16 protein-coding genes are annotated in these 17,441 nt (G+C 70.0%); 8 read left to right on the top strand and 8 right to left on the bottom strand.

The window, feature by feature from the left end; translation table 11 throughout:
- Window positions 1-59 precede the first annotated feature (59 nt).
- Window positions 60-560 carry an MYXO-CTERM sorting domain-containing protein gene (locus tag G6O69_RS04470; RefSeq protein WP_172302294.1) on the bottom strand — a complete coding sequence of 167 codons (501 nt, stop codon included), beginning with the start codon at window positions 558-560 and terminating at the stop codon, window positions 60-62.
- Window positions 557-1,387 carry a hypothetical protein gene (locus G6O69_RS04465; protein ID WP_172302293.1) on the bottom strand — a complete coding sequence of 277 codons (831 nt, stop codon included), beginning with the start codon at window positions 1,385-1,387 and terminating at the stop codon, window positions 557-559. The genes G6O69_RS04470 and G6O69_RS04465 overlap by 4 nt, the downstream gene beginning before the upstream one ends.
- Window positions 1,388-1,668: 281 nt before the next feature.
- Between G6O69_RS04465 and G6O69_RS04460 the strand changes: the two genes are divergently transcribed.
- Genes G6O69_RS04460 through G6O69_RS04445 form a run of 4 tightly spaced genes read left to right on the top strand, consistent with a single transcriptional unit; the run spans window position 1,669 to window position 6,631 of the window.
- On the top strand, window positions 1,669-3,153 hold the full coding sequence (locus G6O69_RS04460) for a hypothetical protein (protein ID WP_172302292.1): 1,485 nt from the start codon (window positions 1,669-1,671) through the stop codon (window positions 3,151-3,153).
- Between the two features lie 24 nt (window positions 3,154-3,177).
- Complete coding sequence (gene hutU, locus G6O69_RS04455; RefSeq protein ID WP_172302291.1) at window positions 3,178-4,911, top strand: urocanate hydratase; 1,734 nt, start codon at window positions 3,178-3,180, stop codon at window positions 4,909-4,911.
- A complete protein-coding gene (gene hutI, locus G6O69_RS04450) occupies window positions 4,908-6,191 on the top strand; it encodes an imidazolonepropionase (protein WP_172302290.1) in 1,284 nt (427 codons plus the stop codon). The genes hutU and hutI overlap by 4 nt, the downstream gene beginning before the upstream one ends.
- Window positions 6,191-6,631 carry a hypothetical protein gene (locus G6O69_RS04445; protein WP_172302289.1) on the top strand — a complete coding sequence of 147 codons (441 nt, stop codon included), beginning with the start codon at window positions 6,191-6,193 and terminating at the stop codon, window positions 6,629-6,631. Before hutI ends, G6O69_RS04445 begins: the two co-directional genes overlap by 1 nt.
- A 57-nt stretch (window positions 6,632-6,688) precedes the next feature.
- Here G6O69_RS04445 and selB read toward each other — a convergent pair whose 3' ends face one another.
- Both selB and G6O69_RS04435 read right to left on the bottom strand, forming a co-directional pair.
- Entirely contained in the window at window positions 6,689-8,716 is a 2,028-nt protein-coding gene (selB, locus tag G6O69_RS04440) for a selenocysteine-specific translation elongation factor (RefSeq protein ID WP_172302288.1), read from the bottom strand.
- A gap of 51 nt (window positions 8,717-8,767) precedes the next feature.
- Window positions 8,768-9,433 (bottom strand): hypothetical protein, encoded by a 666-nt coding sequence (locus G6O69_RS04435; RefSeq protein ID WP_172302287.1) that lies wholly within the window; start codon window positions 9,431-9,433, stop codon window positions 8,768-8,770.
- A gap of 46 nt (window positions 9,434-9,479) precedes the next feature.
- On the opposite strand from G6O69_RS04435, the gene G6O69_RS04430 reads away from it, so the two are divergent.
- A complete protein-coding gene (locus G6O69_RS04430; protein ID WP_172302286.1) occupies window positions 9,480-10,484 on the top strand; it encodes a mechanosensitive ion channel family protein in 1,005 nt (334 codons plus the stop codon).
- 72 nt (window positions 10,485-10,556) lie between these two features.
- Here the strand turns inward: G6O69_RS04430 and G6O69_RS04425 are convergent, their stop codons facing one another.
- From G6O69_RS04425 to G6O69_RS41900, 4 genes are read right to left on the bottom strand one after another with little or no spacing between them, the layout of a single operon-like run.
- Window positions 10,557-11,759: a hybrid sensor histidine kinase/response regulator gene (locus G6O69_RS04425; protein WP_172302285.1), complete on the bottom strand. Its 1,203-nt coding sequence runs from the start codon at window positions 11,757-11,759 to the stop codon at window positions 10,557-10,559.
- Window positions 11,756-12,181 (bottom strand): response regulator, encoded by a 426-nt coding sequence (locus tag G6O69_RS04420; protein WP_172302284.1) that lies wholly within the window; start codon window positions 12,179-12,181, stop codon window positions 11,756-11,758. The genes G6O69_RS04425 and G6O69_RS04420 overlap by 4 nt, the downstream gene beginning before the upstream one ends.
- Window positions 12,182-12,186: 5 nt before the next feature.
- Entirely contained in the window at window positions 12,187-13,446 is a 1,260-nt protein-coding gene (locus G6O69_RS04415; RefSeq protein WP_172302283.1) for an ATP-binding protein, read from the bottom strand.
- Window positions 13,443-14,840, bottom strand: coding sequence for a sigma-54 dependent transcriptional regulator (locus G6O69_RS41900; protein WP_172302282.1), 1,398 nt, complete (start codon window positions 14,838-14,840; stop codon window positions 13,443-13,445). Before G6O69_RS41900 ends, G6O69_RS04415 begins: the two co-directional genes overlap by 4 nt.
- 322 nt (window positions 14,841-15,162) lie before the next feature.
- Between G6O69_RS41900 and G6O69_RS04405 the strand changes: the two genes are divergently transcribed.
- From G6O69_RS04405 to G6O69_RS04395, 3 genes are all read left to right on the top strand, one after another.
- Window positions 15,163-15,483 carry a hypothetical protein gene (locus G6O69_RS04405; protein WP_172302281.1) on the top strand — a complete coding sequence of 107 codons (321 nt, stop codon included), beginning with the start codon at window positions 15,163-15,165 and terminating at the stop codon, window positions 15,481-15,483.
- Entirely contained in the window at window positions 15,480-15,845 is a 366-nt protein-coding gene (locus G6O69_RS04400; protein WP_172302280.1) for a YtxH domain-containing protein, read from the top strand. Before G6O69_RS04405 ends, G6O69_RS04400 begins: the two co-directional genes overlap by 4 nt.
- 146 nt (window positions 15,846-15,991) lie before the next feature.
- Window positions 15,992-17,374 carry a lysophospholipid acyltransferase family protein gene (locus tag G6O69_RS04395; protein WP_172302279.1) on the top strand — a complete coding sequence of 461 codons (1,383 nt, stop codon included), beginning with the start codon at window positions 15,992-15,994 and terminating at the stop codon, window positions 17,372-17,374.
- Window positions 17,375-17,441: the final 67 nt, after the last annotated feature.

The raw sequence follows: 17,441 nt of genomic DNA, 5'->3' as shown, positions 1-17,441 counted from the left end.
TGTCGCTGGGTCGGGCACCCGCGTAGTTCGTGCACAGGGCCTGCTGCCCTGAGTCCCCGCTACGAAGAATCATCGCCGTGACGCGTCTGCCTGCGGCGTGTTCGAAGCAGCGCGAACAAGGCGAGGAACAGACAGGCGCTCGCGGGCGTGGGTTCGCTGACATGGCACCCTTCGAGGGCCTCCGCGTCACAAGGGGGGCTGTCTTCGCCCATCCACGAGAGTTCATCTCGCGCCCACCATACGCCGGGGAGCCAGGTCCCGGCCTCATAGTGCTCCAGACAGTCGTTCGAGTCGGCCTCGAAGGTTGCGGCCAAGGCCTCACAGCGTTCGTAGAGCCGCTCGTTGAGCTCGTCGTGGCGTGACTGGGTCTCGAACTCCTCTTCGGTCAGGCACAGGCAAGCCGTGGCGGAGCGCCCGCTGGCGTCGACGATGACCCGTGACTGGCCGTCCTCCCAGTAGACCCGACCGCCGGCCATGAGCATGCAAGCTCGTTCACGGTCGTCTGCTTCGTCTTCCAGCTGACGCTCCGCGCAGCCAGAGAGGGCGAGCGAGGCGATCAAGGAGAGAAGATGAAGCGGCGCTCGATCCATTGTCCGTCCCGTGTGAGCCCGAGGGTGAGAGTCTTTGCGTGCTCGTTGTCGACGTAGACAACGAGCCCTGCTTCGGGGCCGTCTATCAGGTGTCCGTTGACGGTCTCGATGATATCTCCCGAGCGCAGGCCGAGGGCATGGGCAAGTGAGCCTGGTCGCACGTGGCTCAGGACGAAGCGCGCGTGGTCGGCGTTGAAGATCAGGCGGGCGTCATCTGTGAGGAGCTGCTCGGGGTCTGTCCAGAGCGCGTGGGCGAAGTCCCTCACAATCGTGCACTCGTCGCCTTGGCAGGTGATCTGCTGGGTGAGATCATCGAAGCGCTGCGTCTCCTCGTCGCCGTCGTCGTCTCCAAGCTCGTCACCTCCGACGTCGTCATCGCCGCCGTCGTCATTGCACTCCCAAGGATCTGGATCTTCGGGACAGTCCTTGCCCAGAGGGGGGTTGGCGTAGGCACAAGAGCCGAAGCAGTCCGAGCTGAGGCCATCCGCGGTCGGGACGCCGAGGGAGGGGGCGTCGGGGCTGTCCTCGTCATAGCAATTGTGGGCGTAGCCCTGGGGAACCAGCAGATGACACTCGTTGCGAGCGGCTTCAGCGAGCTCGGCGTGGAGCTCCGCGAGCTTGTCTTCAGGGAGCTGAGTATCGAGGATGTCGTGCTCCGCGGCGTTGAAGCACCTGCACCCGAGCGGTGGGCCGCCTTCTACAGCGTAGACGGGGACGGCAGCCTCGGGCTCGCCGGGCGGCCACATGCGAGCGCCGTCTATGTAGCGGCACCAGTCCCGGCCCGCCGTACGGATCATGATGCAGTGGTCAGGATAAATACAGCCTGGCTGCGAGACTACCGAGGTCCCGGCTCCAAGGAGAAGCGCCACACCCAGGATGAGTGACTTTGGCGCATCTTTTCGAGTCATCCTTCGCACCCTAACACGATGATGCCGAAGGTCTGGTCGCGGCTACCGGAAAGGTCTCCAAGCGCAGCCGTGGAGATTTTGTTGGACATGGGCTGCGCTTCTCGCGGTGGTGACTCGAACTAGCGCACAGGTTCGTGCACCTGCCGGCGGCGCCTGCTACATGACGATCGATGCGACGCGTCGGAGTCATCGCGCTCGGCCCCTTGGCGAAACTGGCGGCGACACTGGTGGCGACCCTGGCGCTGCCGGGCTGCTGGAACCGCGAGGCCGTATGGGAGGCCCAGGACGCCCACCGTGCGTCCGTGGCCCGCGAGGGTGAGAGCGAGGCCGAGCGTCTCTATCGCCACGGCCGCGACTGCATGGACACGCTCGAGCGGGACGACTGCGCGATCGACTACTTCGAGCAGCTCGTCGCCCTCGAGCCCGACCGCCGCGACCTCCTGGGCGACGCGACCTTTCGCCTGGTCGAGCTCTACCGTCGCCACGAGCGCGAGGAGCAGGCGACCTTGCTGCTGCGCAAGTTCTGGGAGCTGGGCATGGACCGGGGCAGCGCCGGCGTCGTGCCCTATGGCACGCGCTTCGCCCCGCCGACGCTGACCTCGATGTTCATGGTCGACGTCGACCGCCTCGAGGCGAGCTCGCTGCACGCGGAGCTGCCCGCGGACGCCAAGGACATGATGTTCACCTGCGACGAGGCGCGCCGCGAGCAGCTGCGCGAGGAGGTCGCGGCTCGTCGGGCGCAGCGGCGCGAGCAGGAGCTCGCGGCCATGACCCCCGAGGCGCGCGAGGCCTCCGAGCGCGACGCGGCCAAGCGAAAGGCCCGCTACGAAAAGCAGCGCGAGGCTCGGGGCGACGACGAGCGCAGCTCGATCTACAGCGAGGGCTTTTGTCAGGTCGCGGCCGCCCTGGCGCTGACCGACACCCGCGACTTTCAGCTCTTCTTGGGCGCCAGCCACCACGAGGACGCCCGCCAGTCCATGGGCCTGGTCCGGGTCGAGGGCCTCGAGGACAAGCTCGGCGCGGCGGTCACGGACGGGCGGCTGATCCTCGAGCCGACCCCCGAGATCCCCGAGCGCAACCTCGACGCCATGCCCCAGCGCATGCGCGACAAGCTGCGCCTGTGGACCATCGCCGGCGTCGAGTACGAGGGCGCCAAGGTCCAGGTGATGAGCTTCGATCGCGACGAGCTGATCGTCGCCCCGCAGGCGCTGGCGACCGAGCTGCTCGTCGCCCGCGCCCACGACGACGACCGCCTCGACCCGCAGCTGCGCAAGCTGCTCGAGCAGGTCCCCGCCGACGTGGCGTTCATGTCGGTGATCACCCCCGACGCGATGCAGGACTTCATGGGTCGAGCCGGCGCGATGGCCAAGCTGCTCCCGGACCCCGAGGGCCTGATGATCGCCGCGGTCGTCTACGACTACGCCGGGCTGTTCGTGCGCGTGCCGACGGAGGACTCGGTCAAGGGCTGGCTGGTGCTCAGCATCGCCCGGCGCATGCTCGAGGAGGGCGACGACGAGGCCAGCGCCGATGGCGGGGAGGGCGAAGACGACGAATTCATGGCCAACCTCGACATCTCCCAGGCCCCCGACGGCAAGGCGCTGCTGATGTCGAACATCCTCACGCGCGCCGCGGTGCTGCGCATGTTCATGGGCTGAAGGATGCTTGCTACCGTCTAGGGGATGCCTGACATCCGTGCTCCCCGAGGTTCGACGCTGACGTGCAAGGGCTGGGTCCAGGAGGCCGCCCTGCGCATGCTGATGAACAACCTCGACAACGAGGTCGCCGAGCGCCCCGAAGATCTGGTGGTCTACGGCGGCACCGGCAAGGCCGCGCGCTCGTGGCCCGACTACCACCGGATCATCGCCTCGCTGCGCAGCCTCGAGGACGACGAGACCCTGCTGGTCCAGAGCGGCCGCGCCGTGGGCATCTTCAAGACCCACGAGGACGCGCCGCGGGTGATGCTCGCCAACTCGCTGCTGGTCCCCAAGTGGGCGACCTGGGAAGAGCACAACCGCCTCGCCGCCCTCGGGCTGACCATGTTCGGGCAGATGACCGCGGGCAGCTGGATCTACATCGGCACCCAGGGGATCTTGCAGGGCACCTACGAGACCTTCGCGGCCTGCGGGCGGGCGCACTTCGGCGGCTCGCTGACCGGCAAGTTCGTGCTCACCGGCGGCCTGGGCGGCATGGGCGGGGCGCAGCCGCTCGCGGCGACCATGGCCGGGGCCTCGATCCTCTGCGTCGAGGTCGACCCCGAGCGGATCCAGCGGCGCCTGGATCACAAGTACCTGATGAAGGCGACCCGCGACCTCGACGAGGCGATCACCTGGATCACCGACGCGCGCGGCCGCGGCGACGCGATCAGCGTGGGCCTCGAGGGCAACTGCGCCGACGTGCTCCCCCAGCTGGTCACGCGCAAGATCATCCCCGACATCGTCACCGACCAGACCAGCGCCCACGACCCGCTCGAGGGCTACGTGCCCGGGGGCATGAGCCTGGCCGAGGCTCGGGCGCTGCGCGTCGCCGACCCCGACGAGTACGTGCGCCGCTCGATCGCGTCCATGGGCGTGCACGTCCGAGCGATGCGCAACCTCCAAAACGCCGGCGCGGTGACCTTCGACTACGGCAACAACATCCGCGCCTACGCCGTCGAGGCCGGGGTCGAGGACGCCTTCGAGATCAAGGGCTTCATCCCCGAGTACATCCGCCCGCTCTTTTGCGAGGGCAAGGGCCCCTTCCGCTGGGCCGCGCTCTCGGGCGACCCCGAGGACATCCGCAAGACCGACCAGGCGATCCTCGAGCTCTTCCCCGAAGACGAGCACCTGTGCCGGTGGATCCGCCTCGCCGGTGAGCAGGTCGCCTGGCAGGGCCTGCCCGCGCGGATCTGCTGGCTGGGCTACGGCGCGCGCGCCAAGGCCGGGCTGAAGTTCAACGAGATGGTCCGCAACGGCGAGCTCTCGGCTCCGGTGGTGATCGGCCGCGACCACCTCGACTGCGGCTCCGTGGCCTCGCCCAACCGCGAGACCGAGGCCATGAAGGACGGCTCCGACGCCATCGCCGACTGGCCGATCCTCAACGCGATGATCAACACGGCGGCCGGGGCCAGCTGGGTCTCGGTCCACCACGGCGGCGGCGTGGGCATGGGCTACAGCATCCACGCCGGCATGGTCGTGGTCGCCGACGGCAGCGAGGGCGCCGAGCGCCGGCTGAAGCGGGTGCTGACCACGGACCCGGGCATGGGCATCGTCCGCCACGTCGACGCCGGCTACGAGGAGGCGCTGGCCTTCGCCCGCGAGCACGGCGTGAAGATCCCCGGGGCCACGGTGCTCACCGACCCCGTGCCCGACGGCCCGCCCGCGGCTGATGCCGGTGATGGCAGCGGTGGCGGTCAGGGTCAGGGAGGGCAGGCGTGAGCGCGGGTAGCTTCGCCCTCACTCGCGCCGCGCAGGTCCTGACTCTCCACGATCCCGAGGGACCCCGGACCGCAGCGCGGCGCGGCGCGGCCATGGCCGAGCTCGGGATCCTGCGCGACGCCAGCGTGGTCGTCGACGCGGCGGGGGAGATCGAATGGATCGGCCCGCACACCGAGCTGACCGCGCTGATGGATCGCGGCGAGCTCAGCGTCGAGCGCGTGCACGACTGCGCCGGCGAGGTGATCATGCCGGCCCTGGTGGATCCGCACACGCACCTCGTGTGGGCCGGGGACCGCCGCGACGAGCTCGAGCTGCGCCTCGGCGGGGCCGACTACGAGGCGATCTTCGCCGCTGGCGGGGGCATCTTGTCGAGCGTGCGCCAGACCCGGGCGGCCAGCGACGAGCAGCTCTACGCCCAGAGCCTGCGCCGGATCGAGCGCATGCGGGCCTGCGGCGCGACGACCTTCGAGATCAAGAGCGGCTACGGGCTCGAGCTCGAGGCCGAGCTGCGCCAGCTCCGGGTCGCCCGGCGCCTGCGCGACGAGGCTGGCGTGCGCGTCAAGACCACCTGCCTGGCCGCCCACGCCTTCCCCGAGACGGCCCGCCGCGGGCCACAGGCGCGGCGTCGCTTCGTCGACGAGATCTGCGAGCAGATTCTGCCGGCCGTCGCGAGCGAAGGCCTCGCCGACTACGCCGACGTCTTTTGTGACCGCGGCGCCTTCACCAAGGACGAGGCCGCGCGCGTGCTCGATACGGCCCACGCCCTCGGGATGGGCCTGCGGGTCCACGCCAACGAATTCGGCCACACCGGGGGGGCCGAGCTGGCCGCGGAGTTTCGGGCCGCGTCGGCGGATCATTTGCTGCACATGAACGCCGACGAGCGCAGCGCGCTGGCCGAGGCCGGGGTCGTCGCGACTTTGCTCCCGGGGACCTCGCTGGTCCTGGGCAAGCCCTTCGCGGACGGGCGCGCGCTGATCGACGCGGGCGTCGCGGTGGCGATCGCCAGCGATTGCAACCCTGGCTCTTGCGCCCTCGAGAACCTGGCGATGATCCTCGGCCTGGCCTGCTACGGGTGCAAGCTCGCGCCCGCCGAGGCCGTGGTCGCGGCCACGCACAACGCGGCGGCTTCCCTGGGGCTGGCCGCCGAGGTCGGCCGCCTCGAGGTCGGGATGAGCGCCGACCTGCTCGTGCTCGCGACCGACGACTACAGGGATCTGGTCTATCATGCTGGCTCCCCCCTGGTCCGCGAGGTCTACAGCCGCGGCCACCGGATCAGCTGATGAGCACCTCCACACGTGGTCCCGAGCAGCTCTCTCGCTTCGCCCTCGAGCCGCGGCGCGCCGTCGGGCCGCTGCGCTTCGGCGCGGCGGTGGTCGACTACCCCGACTTGCTGATCCCCGTGGTCATCGACGCGGTCGAGCGCGAGGAGCTCGAGTACGACGAGTACGCCGTGGTTGGCCTCGAGGAGGCGCTGGTCGTCTACGCCGACGCCGAGGGGCGGATCGACTCGGTCAGCTTCTACGAGTCGTGCCTCGTCGATGGACGCGAGCTGATCGAGATGGGGGTCGGTGAGCTGCTCGTGGTCCTCGGCGCGCCCGATGACATCGAGGCCGAGGACATCGGCGACGAGCTCGAGCTGCTCTACGCCTACGACAGCCTCGGGCTGACGATCTGGACGGTCGACGGGCGCGTCTGCGTGGTCCAGGCCTCGGGCGGCTGAGCGCGGGTCTCAAGCGCAGCGCGGGTCTCAAGCGCAGCGCTCGAGCAAGCGAAGCGCTCAGGCTTTGGGCCCGGGCAGCCGACGGTCGCCCGCGCGGCGCGTGACCCCGAGGCGATCGAGGTGCTCCATCCACGGGACCGCGAACTTGCGCGAGAGCCCCGTCATCCCCTTGAGCGCCTGGACGTCGAGCTCGCCGTGGGCCGCGAGGTGCTCGCGGACGGCGGTGAGCAGCTGGGCGTGGGCCTCGGGGGCGTAGGACAGATCGTCGTTGATCTTGATCAGCAGCTCGCTGCGCTGGAGCACGCCGACGCGCTCGAGCACGGCCTTGGCGTCGAGGCCGAGGGCCTCACCGAGGTCGCGGAGGGTAGGGGGGCTGATGCCCGCGTGGCGGTAGCGCTCGACCACGTCGTGCAGGGGCGGCGGGAGGTCGTTGGGGTCGAGGGTGCCCTTGCCCGGACGCGCGAGGCTGCCCGAGCGATCCGCCACGCGCAGCTGAGCGCGGGCGAGGGCGAGATCGACGGCGGCCGTGCGCAGGGCGGCGGCGCTCGGGCCGGCCTGGGCGAGCGCCCCCTCGAGGGTCGCGCGGGCGAGGCCGGGCTGGAGCGGGTGGGCGGCGTGGAAGCGATCGACCTCGGTGACCGCCGCGCGCAGGAGCGGCTCGAGCAAGGCGCGGGCAAACCATCGCCCGCCGAGCTCGATCAGCGGCCCGCTCTCGACGCCCATGCGCCCGAGCAGCTTGGCCGCGTGGATCACCCCCGCGCGCAGGGTCAGGGCCTCGAGCGTGACGCCGCTGGCCCCCGCGTCCTCGACGAGGGCGCGGACCTTGGCCGAGGCGTCGTCGCCGAGCAGCGCGCGGGCCAGGGCCACGCGGCGAGCGGGCTGGCGGCGCTCGGGCAGCGGATCCACGACCACGCCGCCGCCGATGGTCAGGCCATCGGTCTGCATGTGCGCCGCCGAGAAGGCGCGGAGGATCAGCCGCTGGCCGGCCCAGATCGGCAGCGGGACGTCGAGGTAGAGCCGCGCGAGGCCGGCCTGGCCGGGGCCGATGGCGATCTTGCCGACAGGGTCGAGGAGCGCGCCGGTCTCGGGGTCGGCGAGGGTCAGCGGGACCAGGTGCGCGGCGGTGCTGGCCGTGCCCGCGCACAGCTGCAGCGAGGTCCCGCGAGTCCACGGGCGCGCGCCAAAGTCGAGCTGCTCGACGCGGGCGAGCAGGCGATCGCTGGCCACGACGGCGAGCCCGCTGGTGAGCACGTCGCCGCGCTCGAGGGCCTCGACGCCGACCTTGCCGAGGTTCAGAGCCGTGCGCGTGCCGGCGCGCGAGCGCGTCGCCTCTTCGCCGTGGACTTGCATGCCGCGCACGCGGACGGAGAAGGGCTGACGCCCGAGGCCCTGGGGCACGAGCGTCAGCTCGGTGCTGCCCTCGCGCAGCTCGAGCTCGCCACACAGCAAGGTCCCGGTGATCACCGTGCCGTGGCCGCGCATGGTGAACACGCGATCCACCGGCAAGATCGGCGGCCCCTTGCGCTCGCGCCCCGGCAGGCCGCGGATCATCCCTACGACCGCGGCGCGGAGCTCATCGAGGCCCGCGCCCTCGGTGGCGCTGACCGGGATGATCGGCGCGTCGGCGAAGCTCGTGGCTTCGAGCTCGGCGCGGACGTCCTCGCGGGCGAGCTCGAGCAGCTCCTCGCGCTCGCTCGGATCCTCGCCCAGGCGATCGATCTTGGTCAGCGCGACCACGGCGTGGCGCAGGCCGAGCAGGGCGCAGACTCGCAGGTGCTCGCGGGTCTGAGGCATGACCCCGTCCTCGGCCGAGATCACCAGCAAGACCGCGTCCATACCCCCGGCGCCGGCGACCATGGTCCGGACCAGGGCCTCGTGACCGGGGACGTCGACGATGCTCACGGCCAGCCGCTGACCCTTGCCAGCGTCGAGCTGCCAGCGCGCAAAGCCGAGCTCGATGGTGATCCCCCGGCGCCGCTCTTCGGGCAGGCGATCCGTGTCGGTCCCGGTCAGCGCGCGGACCAGCGTGGTCTTGCCATGATCGATGTGTCCAGCAGTGCCGAGGACGAGCTCGCGGGCGCTCACCGGGCGCAGGGTAGCGCGGTGAGCCGCCCGCGACGACCGCGGGGGAGCGGATCACATCGGCGCGAGCACCAACCATGGGAAGGTCGCGCGGGGATCGAAGATCCGCTCGGGCTCGCCCTCGCGCGCGAGGGCGCCATGAGAGCCGGTTCGCAGCGCACTGCTGGGGTGTGGCGCGCTGCGGGGTGCCGAATCGTCACGCGGCGTGTCATTGCTGCTCGGCGAGCGGGCGGCGGTGGGGCGCGGGCCCATCTCGTCGAATTCGCGCAGCGCCGCGCACAGCTGCTTGCGGCGATCCTGGGCCAGAGTCTCGAGCGCACGCAGGACCTCGGTCGTGCTCAGATCGGGGACGTAGAGGCCGATGCGCGGGCTGAGCTGCTCGAGCTGGAGATCCACGGCCTCGGCGGTAGCGAGGATGGCCTCGAGCATCGCCTCGAGCCTGGTGCCGGTCGCACACTCGAAGGGAAAACCGCCGCCAAGGCGGACGTGGACGTCGAGGACGCCCTTTTCGTCTTCACGCTCGAGGTAGCAGGTCAGCGCGTCGATGGTTCGCCGCTCGCGGCTGGCGAGGAAATTTGTCAGCGAGCTCAGCCCAGGGTCGACGCGCTCGACCTCGACGCTGATCTGCCCGTAGCGCAGCTCATGGTCATGTAGCTGATTGATCGTATGTGTGAGGATCTGTCGAATGTTGCTGGCGGTCATGGCGCGAGAAGATTGCATGAGGCGTTCCAGGTCCTTGGTACGCGTCCTGCACTGACAACCATGTGTGTCCCCTTCCTCGATAATTTCATCCACCTCGATCCCCGAGGCGATCACCAACGCCTTCAGTGGTTTGACCGAGAAGCTCAACGGCTGGCTGGAGACCGCGATCCAGATGGCCCCCAACCTGCTGATCGCGGCGCTGGTCCTCGCGGCCTCGATCTACGCCGCGCGCTTCCTCTCGCGCTGGGTCGAGCGTGCCTTGCTGCGCTTCACCGACAACTCGGCGATCGCCGGCCTACTCGCGGCGGTCGGCCGCGTCGGCGTGATCGCCGGGGGCGTGTTCGTCGCCCTCGACGTGCTCCACCTCGAGAAGACCGTGACCTCGCTGCTCGCCGGCCTCGGGGTCGTCGGCTTGGCCTTGGGCTTCGCGTTCAAGGACATCGCGGCCAACTTCATGTCCGGCGCCCTGCTGGCCTTCCGCGGGCCGTTTCAGACCGGCGACATCATCGAGGTCGACGGCAAGATCGGCACCGTCGAGTCGCTACAGCTGCGCCGCACGGTGCTGCGGACCTTCGACGGGCTCAACGTGATCCTCCCCAACCGCGAGGTCTTCGAGCAGACCATCGTCAACTACACGCGGACCAACGAGCGCCGCGTCGAGGTCGCCGTGGGCGTGTCCTACTCGGACCCCCTCGATGAGGTGCTCGAGGTCCTGCCGCCGGCGCTCGAGGACATCGAAGGCCGCGACCCCAAGCGCGAGGTCGAGGTGCTGTTCACCGGCTTTGGCGAGAGCTCGATCGACTTCGTGGTCCGGCTGTGGCTCGCGCGGCCGGATCAGCGCGAGTACCTGCGCGCGCGCTCGGAGATCGTGATTCGGACCTCCAAGGCGTTGACCCGAGCCGGGCTCACGATCCCCTTCCCGATCCGCACCTTGGACCTGGGAGATCGTGGCGAGCTGCCGATCGCCATGGAAGCCGGACGGGGGAAGCCGCGGATCGTCGACGCGAACGAGGATGATGCGCGAGATAGCGCGAGCGAAGGCGAGGGTGATGCGGCCCAGGCGAGCTGAACGCCCGCAGGCTCGGGCCCAGAAGGAGGGGGTCAGAAGGAGGGGGTCAGAAGGAGGGGCTCCGCGGGAGGCTCAGCTCGCGGCCTCTTCGCCCTCGAAGTCGCTCGCAGACTCGCCCGCAGTGTCGCCGCGCTGGCCCGGCGTCGGCGCGGGCGCGGGGATGCGAAACCAAAACCGCGAGCCGCCGTCCTCCGGGCACTCGACCCCGATCTCCCCGCCGTGGGCCTCGGTGAAGCCCTTGGCGATGGCCAGACCCAGGCCGACGCCGCCGGCTCCCTTGGGCCGGCCCTCGCCGCGCCAGAAGCGGTCGAAGACGTGCTCGCGGACCACGGGCTCGATGCCCGGGCCCTGGTCGCGGACCGAGAACTCGACCGCGCCGCTCACGTTGCGCAGCGAGAGCACGATCGTCCCGTCCTTGGGGCTGTGCGAGATCGCGTTGTCGAGCAGGTTGTCGAGCACCTGACGCACGCGGTGGTGGTCGGCGAAGATCTTGTCGAGGGCGTCGCCGTGCTCGATCCGCAAGCTCGCGTCGCTGCGCGCGAGCACGGGCTCGAGATCCGTGACCACGGCCTGGGCGAGGGCGAGGGGGTCGAGGGGCTGGCGGTCGAGCTCGATCTCGCCGTCGAGGCGGCTGATCTCGAGCAGGTCGCCGATCAGCTGGTTGGCGCGGTCGACGGCCCGGCGGACGCTGCCCACGGCGAGGTCGCGCTGGCGAGGCGTCGCGTCTTGCTCGATCAGGCCGAGGGCGAGCTGGATGTTGTTGAGCGGACGGCGCAGGTCGTGGGAGACGACGGCGAGCACGCTGTCGCGGGCGGCCACGGCCCGGCGCAGCTGCTCGACCAGGTCGCGCAGCTCGGTCTCCGCGGCGATGGTGCGCTGGCGAGCGTCGAAGATCCGCCGGGCGGCGTCGATCTTCGACGCGAGGATCAGCGGGTCGAGCTTGGCCTTGGGCAGGTAGTCGTCGGCCCCGCGGCGCATGGACTCGACCGCGAGCTCCTCGTCGCCGAAGCCCGTGAGCATGACCGTGGGCACGTCGATGTCCTGCTCGCGCAGACGCGAGAGCACCTCGAGGCCGTTTTGTCCGGGCAGCGAGAAGTCGAGCAGCAGACAGTCGACCCGCCGACCCTGCGCGCGCATGCTGCGAATGCGCTCGAGGCCGGCCTCTCCCGAGTCGCACTCTTCGATGGCGAAGTCGCGGCCGGTCTGGGTGAGCGCGCGGCGCAGCGCGTGACGATCGAGCTCGTCGTCGTCGATGACGACCAGCGTCAGGCTCATGGGAACTCCTGCATGCGCCAGTAGCTCTCGATGACCTTCATGATCTTCACGAACTCCTTGAAGGTGACGGGCTTGAGGATGTAGCCGGCGACGTTGAAGCCGTAGGCCTGGACCTTGTCGCGCTCGCTGTCGGAGGTCGTCAGCACGACCACGGGGGTCGACGAGTGGGTCTCCTCGTTGCGCAGGGCCTCGAGGAACTCGATCCCGTTCATGCGCGGCATGTTGAGGTCGAGGAGGATCACCGTGTGCTCGAGGGACTGGGCGCCCGAGCGGATGCGATCGATGGCCTCCTGGCCGTCTCGCGCGACGTCGAGGGTGATCGGGCGCTCGCTCTCGATCAGGGCCCGGCGGACGTTCTCGGCGTCGATCTCGTCGTCTTCGATCAGGAAGATGCGCAGCTTGTGCGGTTGGAGGGGGTTCATGGCGGTCACGTAGGGTCGGGCCAGGTGAAGTAGAAGGTCGCGCCTTCGCCAGGGGTCGACTCGAGGCCGACCTCCCCGCCGCGCTGCTCGACGATCTTGCGTACCAAGGACAGTCCGATGCCCGTGCTCTCGACTTGGTCCCTGGGCTGGAGCACCTGGAAGATCTCCCAGATGCGGTTGTGGTAGCGCGGATCGATGCCGGGGCCGTTGTCGCGCACGAGCAGCCGCCAGGCCTTGGGCAGGCGCTCGGCGCTGAGCTCGACCCTGGGCGCGTCGTTGATCGCGTACTTGACCGCGTTGGACATGAAGTTGGCGTAGACCTGACGCAGGAGCAGCGAGGGCCCCGTGAGCGTGGGCAGCTCGCCGAACACCCACTCGACCTTCTTCTCGGTGTCGACGAGCTCGGCGATCTCGCGGGTGAGCGCGCCGAGCTCGACCTGCTCGTCGGGGGTCGCCTTGCGGCCGACGCGAGAGTACTCGAGCAGGCCGTTGATCAGCCCCTCCATGCGCTCGACCCGGCCCTGCATCATCTCGAGGTAGCGGCGGGTCTCCTCGGTCAGGTGGGGCTCGAGGTCGTTGCTCAGCCAGCTCGAGAGGTTGGCGATGCCGCGCAAGGGGGCGCGCAGATCGTGGGACGCGACGTAGGCGAACTGGTCGAGCTCGCGGTTGCGCCTGCGCAGCTCCTGGGTGAGGCGCTCGAGCTCGGCGGCGCGGGTCTCGGCGGCCTCACGGGCGATCTCGGCGCGCAGCAGCTGGTTGCGCTGGTGCTCCTGGCGCTCGCGCTCGGCCACGCGGCTGAGGATGGTCGCGATGTTGGTGAGCAGCTGCTCGAGGTGCTCGGACTTGGCCTGGCCGGTGCTCGCGGACAAGAACTCGAGCCCGGCCACGACCTCCTCGCCGGCGACGATCGGCAAGCTGAAGTAGGAGACCTGGTCGCGCTTCATGACCACGGGCCGGCGCTCGCTGACGAGGCGCCCTCGGGCCGCGAGCAAGCTGGGCTCGTCGAACTCGGGCTCGGACTCGGGGTCGGCCTCGAAGGCGTCGCCCATGGGCGCGAGCTGGCCGGTGGTGTTGGCCAGGACGCGGCCGAGCTCCCAGTGCAGGTGCTCGCAGATCATGTCGGTGGCCTCGCTGAGGGCGGCGCGGAGGTTCTCCGACTCGTTGGCGGTCTCGGCGACCGCGAACACGAGCGCGAGCTCGTCTCGGTAGCGTTCGAGCGAGGCGCGGGTCTGGGCGAGGCGGGGGTTCTGGCGAACTTTGCTCAATCGTTGGCTCCTTCGGAGTCGTCGTCTTTCTCGGCGTCGGGCCCGTCGAGACGCTCGAGCTTGCGGTAGAGGGTGCGCCGCGCGAGGCCGAGGATCTTGGCGGCCTGGGTCTTGTTGTCCTTGACGGCGTGCATGACCCGGCGGATGTAGCGGGCCTCGAGCGCGGCCAGGGTCGGCATGTCCTCGGGATCGTCGGCGCCGATCACCATCTCGTCGGGGGTGTAGCGGCTGATCTTGTCGGGCAGATCCGCCGAGGTGATCTCGTCGTAGCGGGCCAGGGCCATGGCCCGCTCCATGCAGTTCTCGAGCTCGCGGACGTTGCCCGGCCAGTCGTAGTTCATGATCTTGTCGGCGACGTCGGGGGCGAGGCCATGCACGGGCTTGCCGGTGCGCTCGGCGATGCGCGACAAGAAGTACTGGGCGAGCAGCAAGATGTCGGCTCCGCGGGCGCGCAGCGGGGGCACGTGCACGTTGACGACGTTGATGCGGTAGAAGAGGTCCTCGCGGAAGCGGCCCTCCTCGACCTCGGCCTCGAGGTCGCGGTTGGTGGCCGTGACGATGCGCGCCGAGAAGGGCACGGTCGCGTCGCCGCCCACGGGCCGGACGCGGCGCTCTTGCAGGGCGCGGAGCAGCTTGGGCTGCATGTCGAGGGGCATCTCGCCGATCTCGTCGAGGAACAAGGTCCCGCCCTGGGCGCGCAAAAACAGGCCCTCGCGCGAGCGCCGGGCGTCGGTGAAGGCGCCGCGCACGTGACCGAAGAGCTCGCTCTCGAGCAGGGCCGTGGGCACGGCCGCGCAGTTGATGGCCACGAAGGGCTCGCCCTCGTCAGCGCCCAGGCGGTGGAGCTCGCGGGCGACGAGCTCCTTGCCGACGCCGCTCTCACCGCTGACGAGCACGGGCACGTCGGACTCGGCCACGCGCCTGGTCAGGGATCGGATCCGGGCGATCGCCGGGCTCTCGCCGATCATCACCGAGCGGCCGTCGTCCTCGTCGAGCGCCCGCTGGAGCCGACGGACCTCGCGCTCGAGCTCGCGGTGACGGATGGCCTTGGAGACCCGGTGGAGGAGCTGCTGGAGCGATACCGGCTTGGTCACGAAGTCGTGGGCGCCGGCTCGCAAGGCCGCGACCGCGCTCTCCATGCTCGCCTGCCCGGTCATCACGATCACGGGCAGGTTGGGATGGATCTCGCGGATGCGAGCGCATAGCTCCGTACCGAGCATCCCCGACATGTGGATGTCGGTCAGGACCACATCCACCGAGAGGGTCTCGAGGGCGGCGAGGGCCTCCTCTGCGCTGTTGCGGGTCTCGATTTGGTGGCCTGCGTTGGCCAGCCCGGCTTCGAGGAGCGCGCAGGTATCGGGGTCATCGTCGACGATTAAAAGGTGACCGGGCACGGGTCCGGAACATAACCCATTTTGTAGGAGAATCGAGCCGGGAGGGGGGTGTGTCCGATCGACACGCGTCGATCCAAATCAGCACGGTCGCGGTGAACCAGCGCCCGCCTCTGCCCGCCATTGATGGGGCTCGAGGGCGCGCGAACGACCCCCGGCGAGCGCGGGCGCAGGTTGGATCGCGGCTTGCAATCTCGTCTGGCGAAATCAATCTGGCGAAATCAAGCCGCCGAGGCGGACACCGCCGGACCGCTGCCCGGACCACCACGAGGCATTGGGACGCGCCGCGAAAGCCGACTCGGCACCCACCTGGAGATGAACTGAGATGAACGCAGAACCCACTCCGATCAGAAATCGGACCGACGTCGAAGAAGGCGAGCCCATCGAGGCGAGCGAAGACGGCGAGCACGGCGAGACCGAGGCCAAGACCGGCATCGGAGAGCGCCTGCTACATGGCGCGGCGGAGGTCGTCCGCCGCTACCCCTTGCCGGCCGTCGGCGTCGGCTTCGCTGCCGGCTTCATCATCGGCAGCGGGACGCTCAAGTTTGCCGCACGGACCGCCGTGTCCATGGGCATCCGCACCGTCGGCCTACGCATCCTCAACGACATCCTCCCCACCATCACCGCAAAGCAGGAGACCCCATGAAGCTCGACAACATCACCAACAACCTCCCCAACGTCAACCTCCCCAACGTCGACATGCCCAAGCTATCCGACATCTCGGATCTGACCCGCCTCGACATCGCGCGCGCCCTGGGCGTCGCCCCGCGCCCGCGCGACTACATCTTGCCGGCGCTCGGCGTGCTCACGGCCGGCGCGGTGATCGGCGCCGGCGTGGCCCTGCTCTTCGCCCCCAAGTCCGGCGTCAAGCTGCGCGAGGACATCGGCGACAGCCTGCGCACCCGCGTCGACGAGCTCGAGAAGCTCTACGCCCGAGTCAGCTCGAAGCTGAGCTCGAAGGTCTCCGAAGTTGAAGAGGAGATCGAGTCCTCCGTCGAGGCCGCCTGAGCATCGGCCTCGGCGGGAGACTCGGGACACTCGGCCACGGCTTCTCGATCGAGCTGGACACACAGCGCGACCGTCACCTCTGGTGGCGGTCGCTTTTTTGCGACATCTCGTCCCTGCGCACGCGCTAAACTGGCCGGCCCGAGCCCGTGCGCGCCCTGTTCACCGCCCTTTGCAGCCTGCTGCTGCGGATCTTCTTTCGCCGCATCGACAGCGTCGACATCGACCGCGTGCCGCGCTCGGGGCCGCTGCTCTACGTGCTCAACCACCCCAACGGCCTGCTGGATCCGCTGTTCATCCTCTGCGAGTCCCCGCGCCCCGTGACCTTCCTGGCCAAGGCGCCGCTCTTCGACACCTTCGTGGTCAAGCGCTTCGTGCGGGCCTTCGAGTGCCTGCCGGTCTACCGCGCCCAGGACGGGGCCGACACCAGCCGCAACCGCGAGGTCATCCTCGCCGCCATCGAGCTGCTGGCCGGCGCCAAGGTCCTCGCGCTCTTCCCCGAAGGGACCTCACACAGCGACCCCAAGCTGCGCCCGCTCAAGACCGGCGCCGCGCGCATCGCCTTGGGCGCGAGCGGAAGGTCCCCGAGCGCGGCCGGGACCAGCGACCCGGTGCGCATCATCCCGGTCGGCATCGACTACAGCCAAAAGACCATCTTCCGCAGCGACGCGCTGCTGGTCTACGGCGAGCCGATCGTCGCGCCCCAGCTCCGGCTCGACGAGGACATGCGCGCCCCGGCGAGCGCCGTCGAGGCCCTCAACGCAGAGATCGCTGCGGGTCTCGGCCGGGTCACCTTGCAGGCCGACGACGCCCCGACCATGCGCCTCGCCGACCAGGCCGCGCGGATCCTCGCGGGCGCGCGCGAGGACGCCGGCGAGCTCCCCTTCGATCCCTTCGACCTGCGCCGCCGGCTGATCCAGGGCTACCGACGCCTGCGCGCCAGCGACCCCGCGCGCCTCGACGCCCTGGCCGAGCAGGTCCGCCGCTTCGAGGCCGAGATGTCGATGCTCGGCCTCCCCCTCGACCACCCTGGCGCGCTCCCGGCCCGCGCCATCCGCCGCTACGTGCTCGAGCACGCCGTGGTCATGCCGCTGCTCCTGGCGCCCGCCCTGCTCGGGCTGATCACCCACTACCCCGCCTATCGCCTGGTCGGCTGGCTGAGCCTGCGGATGTCCAAAAAGGAGGCCGAGGGCATCGAGGGCGTGGACGTGGACGAGGCTGTGACCGCCACCTTCAAGCTGATCGCCGGCTTCTTGCTGTTCCCGCTGACCTGGCTGGTCCTGGGCGCCGCGGTGGGCGTCGCGCTGCGCTGGACCTGGGGCCTGCTCGCCCTGGCGTTGCTGCCCTTCGCGGGGCTGTGCGCGCTGCTCTTCTTCGAGCGCCTCGACGACATTCGAGCGCGGGCGCGGGGGCTTTGGGTGCTGACGACGAGGACGGCGCTGACGCGGCGCCTGGTCGCGGAGCGGCGGGAGATCCACGACGCGATCGTGGCGCTGGCCGAAGAGGCGTGGGGGCGAGGCCGGCGGAGATGATCTCGGTGGAGAAGCGGGTGCCCTCGTAGGTGAGGGAGTCTGGGATGGCGGCGAGGGTGAGCGGGAG

It is taken from the genome of Pseudenhygromyxa sp. WMMC2535, from assembly GCF_011083025.2.
This window is presented reverse-complemented; position numbering and strand designations above follow the sequence as displayed.

Bases quoted from the DNA above. Each gene is read 5' to 3' on its own strand.
- G6O69_RS04465 (WP_172302293.1), bottom strand. From the start codon at position 1,387: ATGATCCGTACGGCGGGCCGGGACTGGTGCCGCTACATAGACGGCGCT.
- G6O69_RS04460 (WP_172302292.1), top strand. From the start codon at position 1,669: ATGCGACGCGTCGGAGTCATCGCGCTCGGCCCCTTGGCGAAACTGGCG.
- hutU (WP_172302291.1), top strand. From the start codon at position 3,178: ATGCCTGACATCCGTGCTCCCCGAGGTTCGACGCTGACGTGCAAGGGC.
- G6O69_RS04445 (WP_172302289.1), top strand. From the start codon at position 6,191: ATGAGCACCTCCACACGTGGTCCCGAGCAGCTCTCTCGCTTCGCCCTC.
- G6O69_RS04435 (WP_172302287.1), bottom strand. From the start codon at position 9,433: ATGCAATCTTCTCGCGCCATGACCGCCAGCAACATTCGACAGATCCTC.
- G6O69_RS04425 (WP_172302285.1), bottom strand. From the start codon at position 11,759: ATGAGCCTGACGCTGGTCGTCATCGACGACGACGAGCTCGATCGTCAC.
- G6O69_RS04420 (WP_172302284.1), bottom strand. From the start codon at position 12,181: ATGAACCCCCTCCAACCGCACAAGCTGCGCATCTTCCTGATCGAAGAC.
- G6O69_RS04405 (WP_172302281.1), top strand. From the start codon at position 15,163: ATGAACGCAGAACCCACTCCGATCAGAAATCGGACCGACGTCGAAGAA.
- G6O69_RS04400 (WP_172302280.1), top strand. From the start codon at position 15,480: ATGAAGCTCGACAACATCACCAACAACCTCCCCAACGTCAACCTCCCC.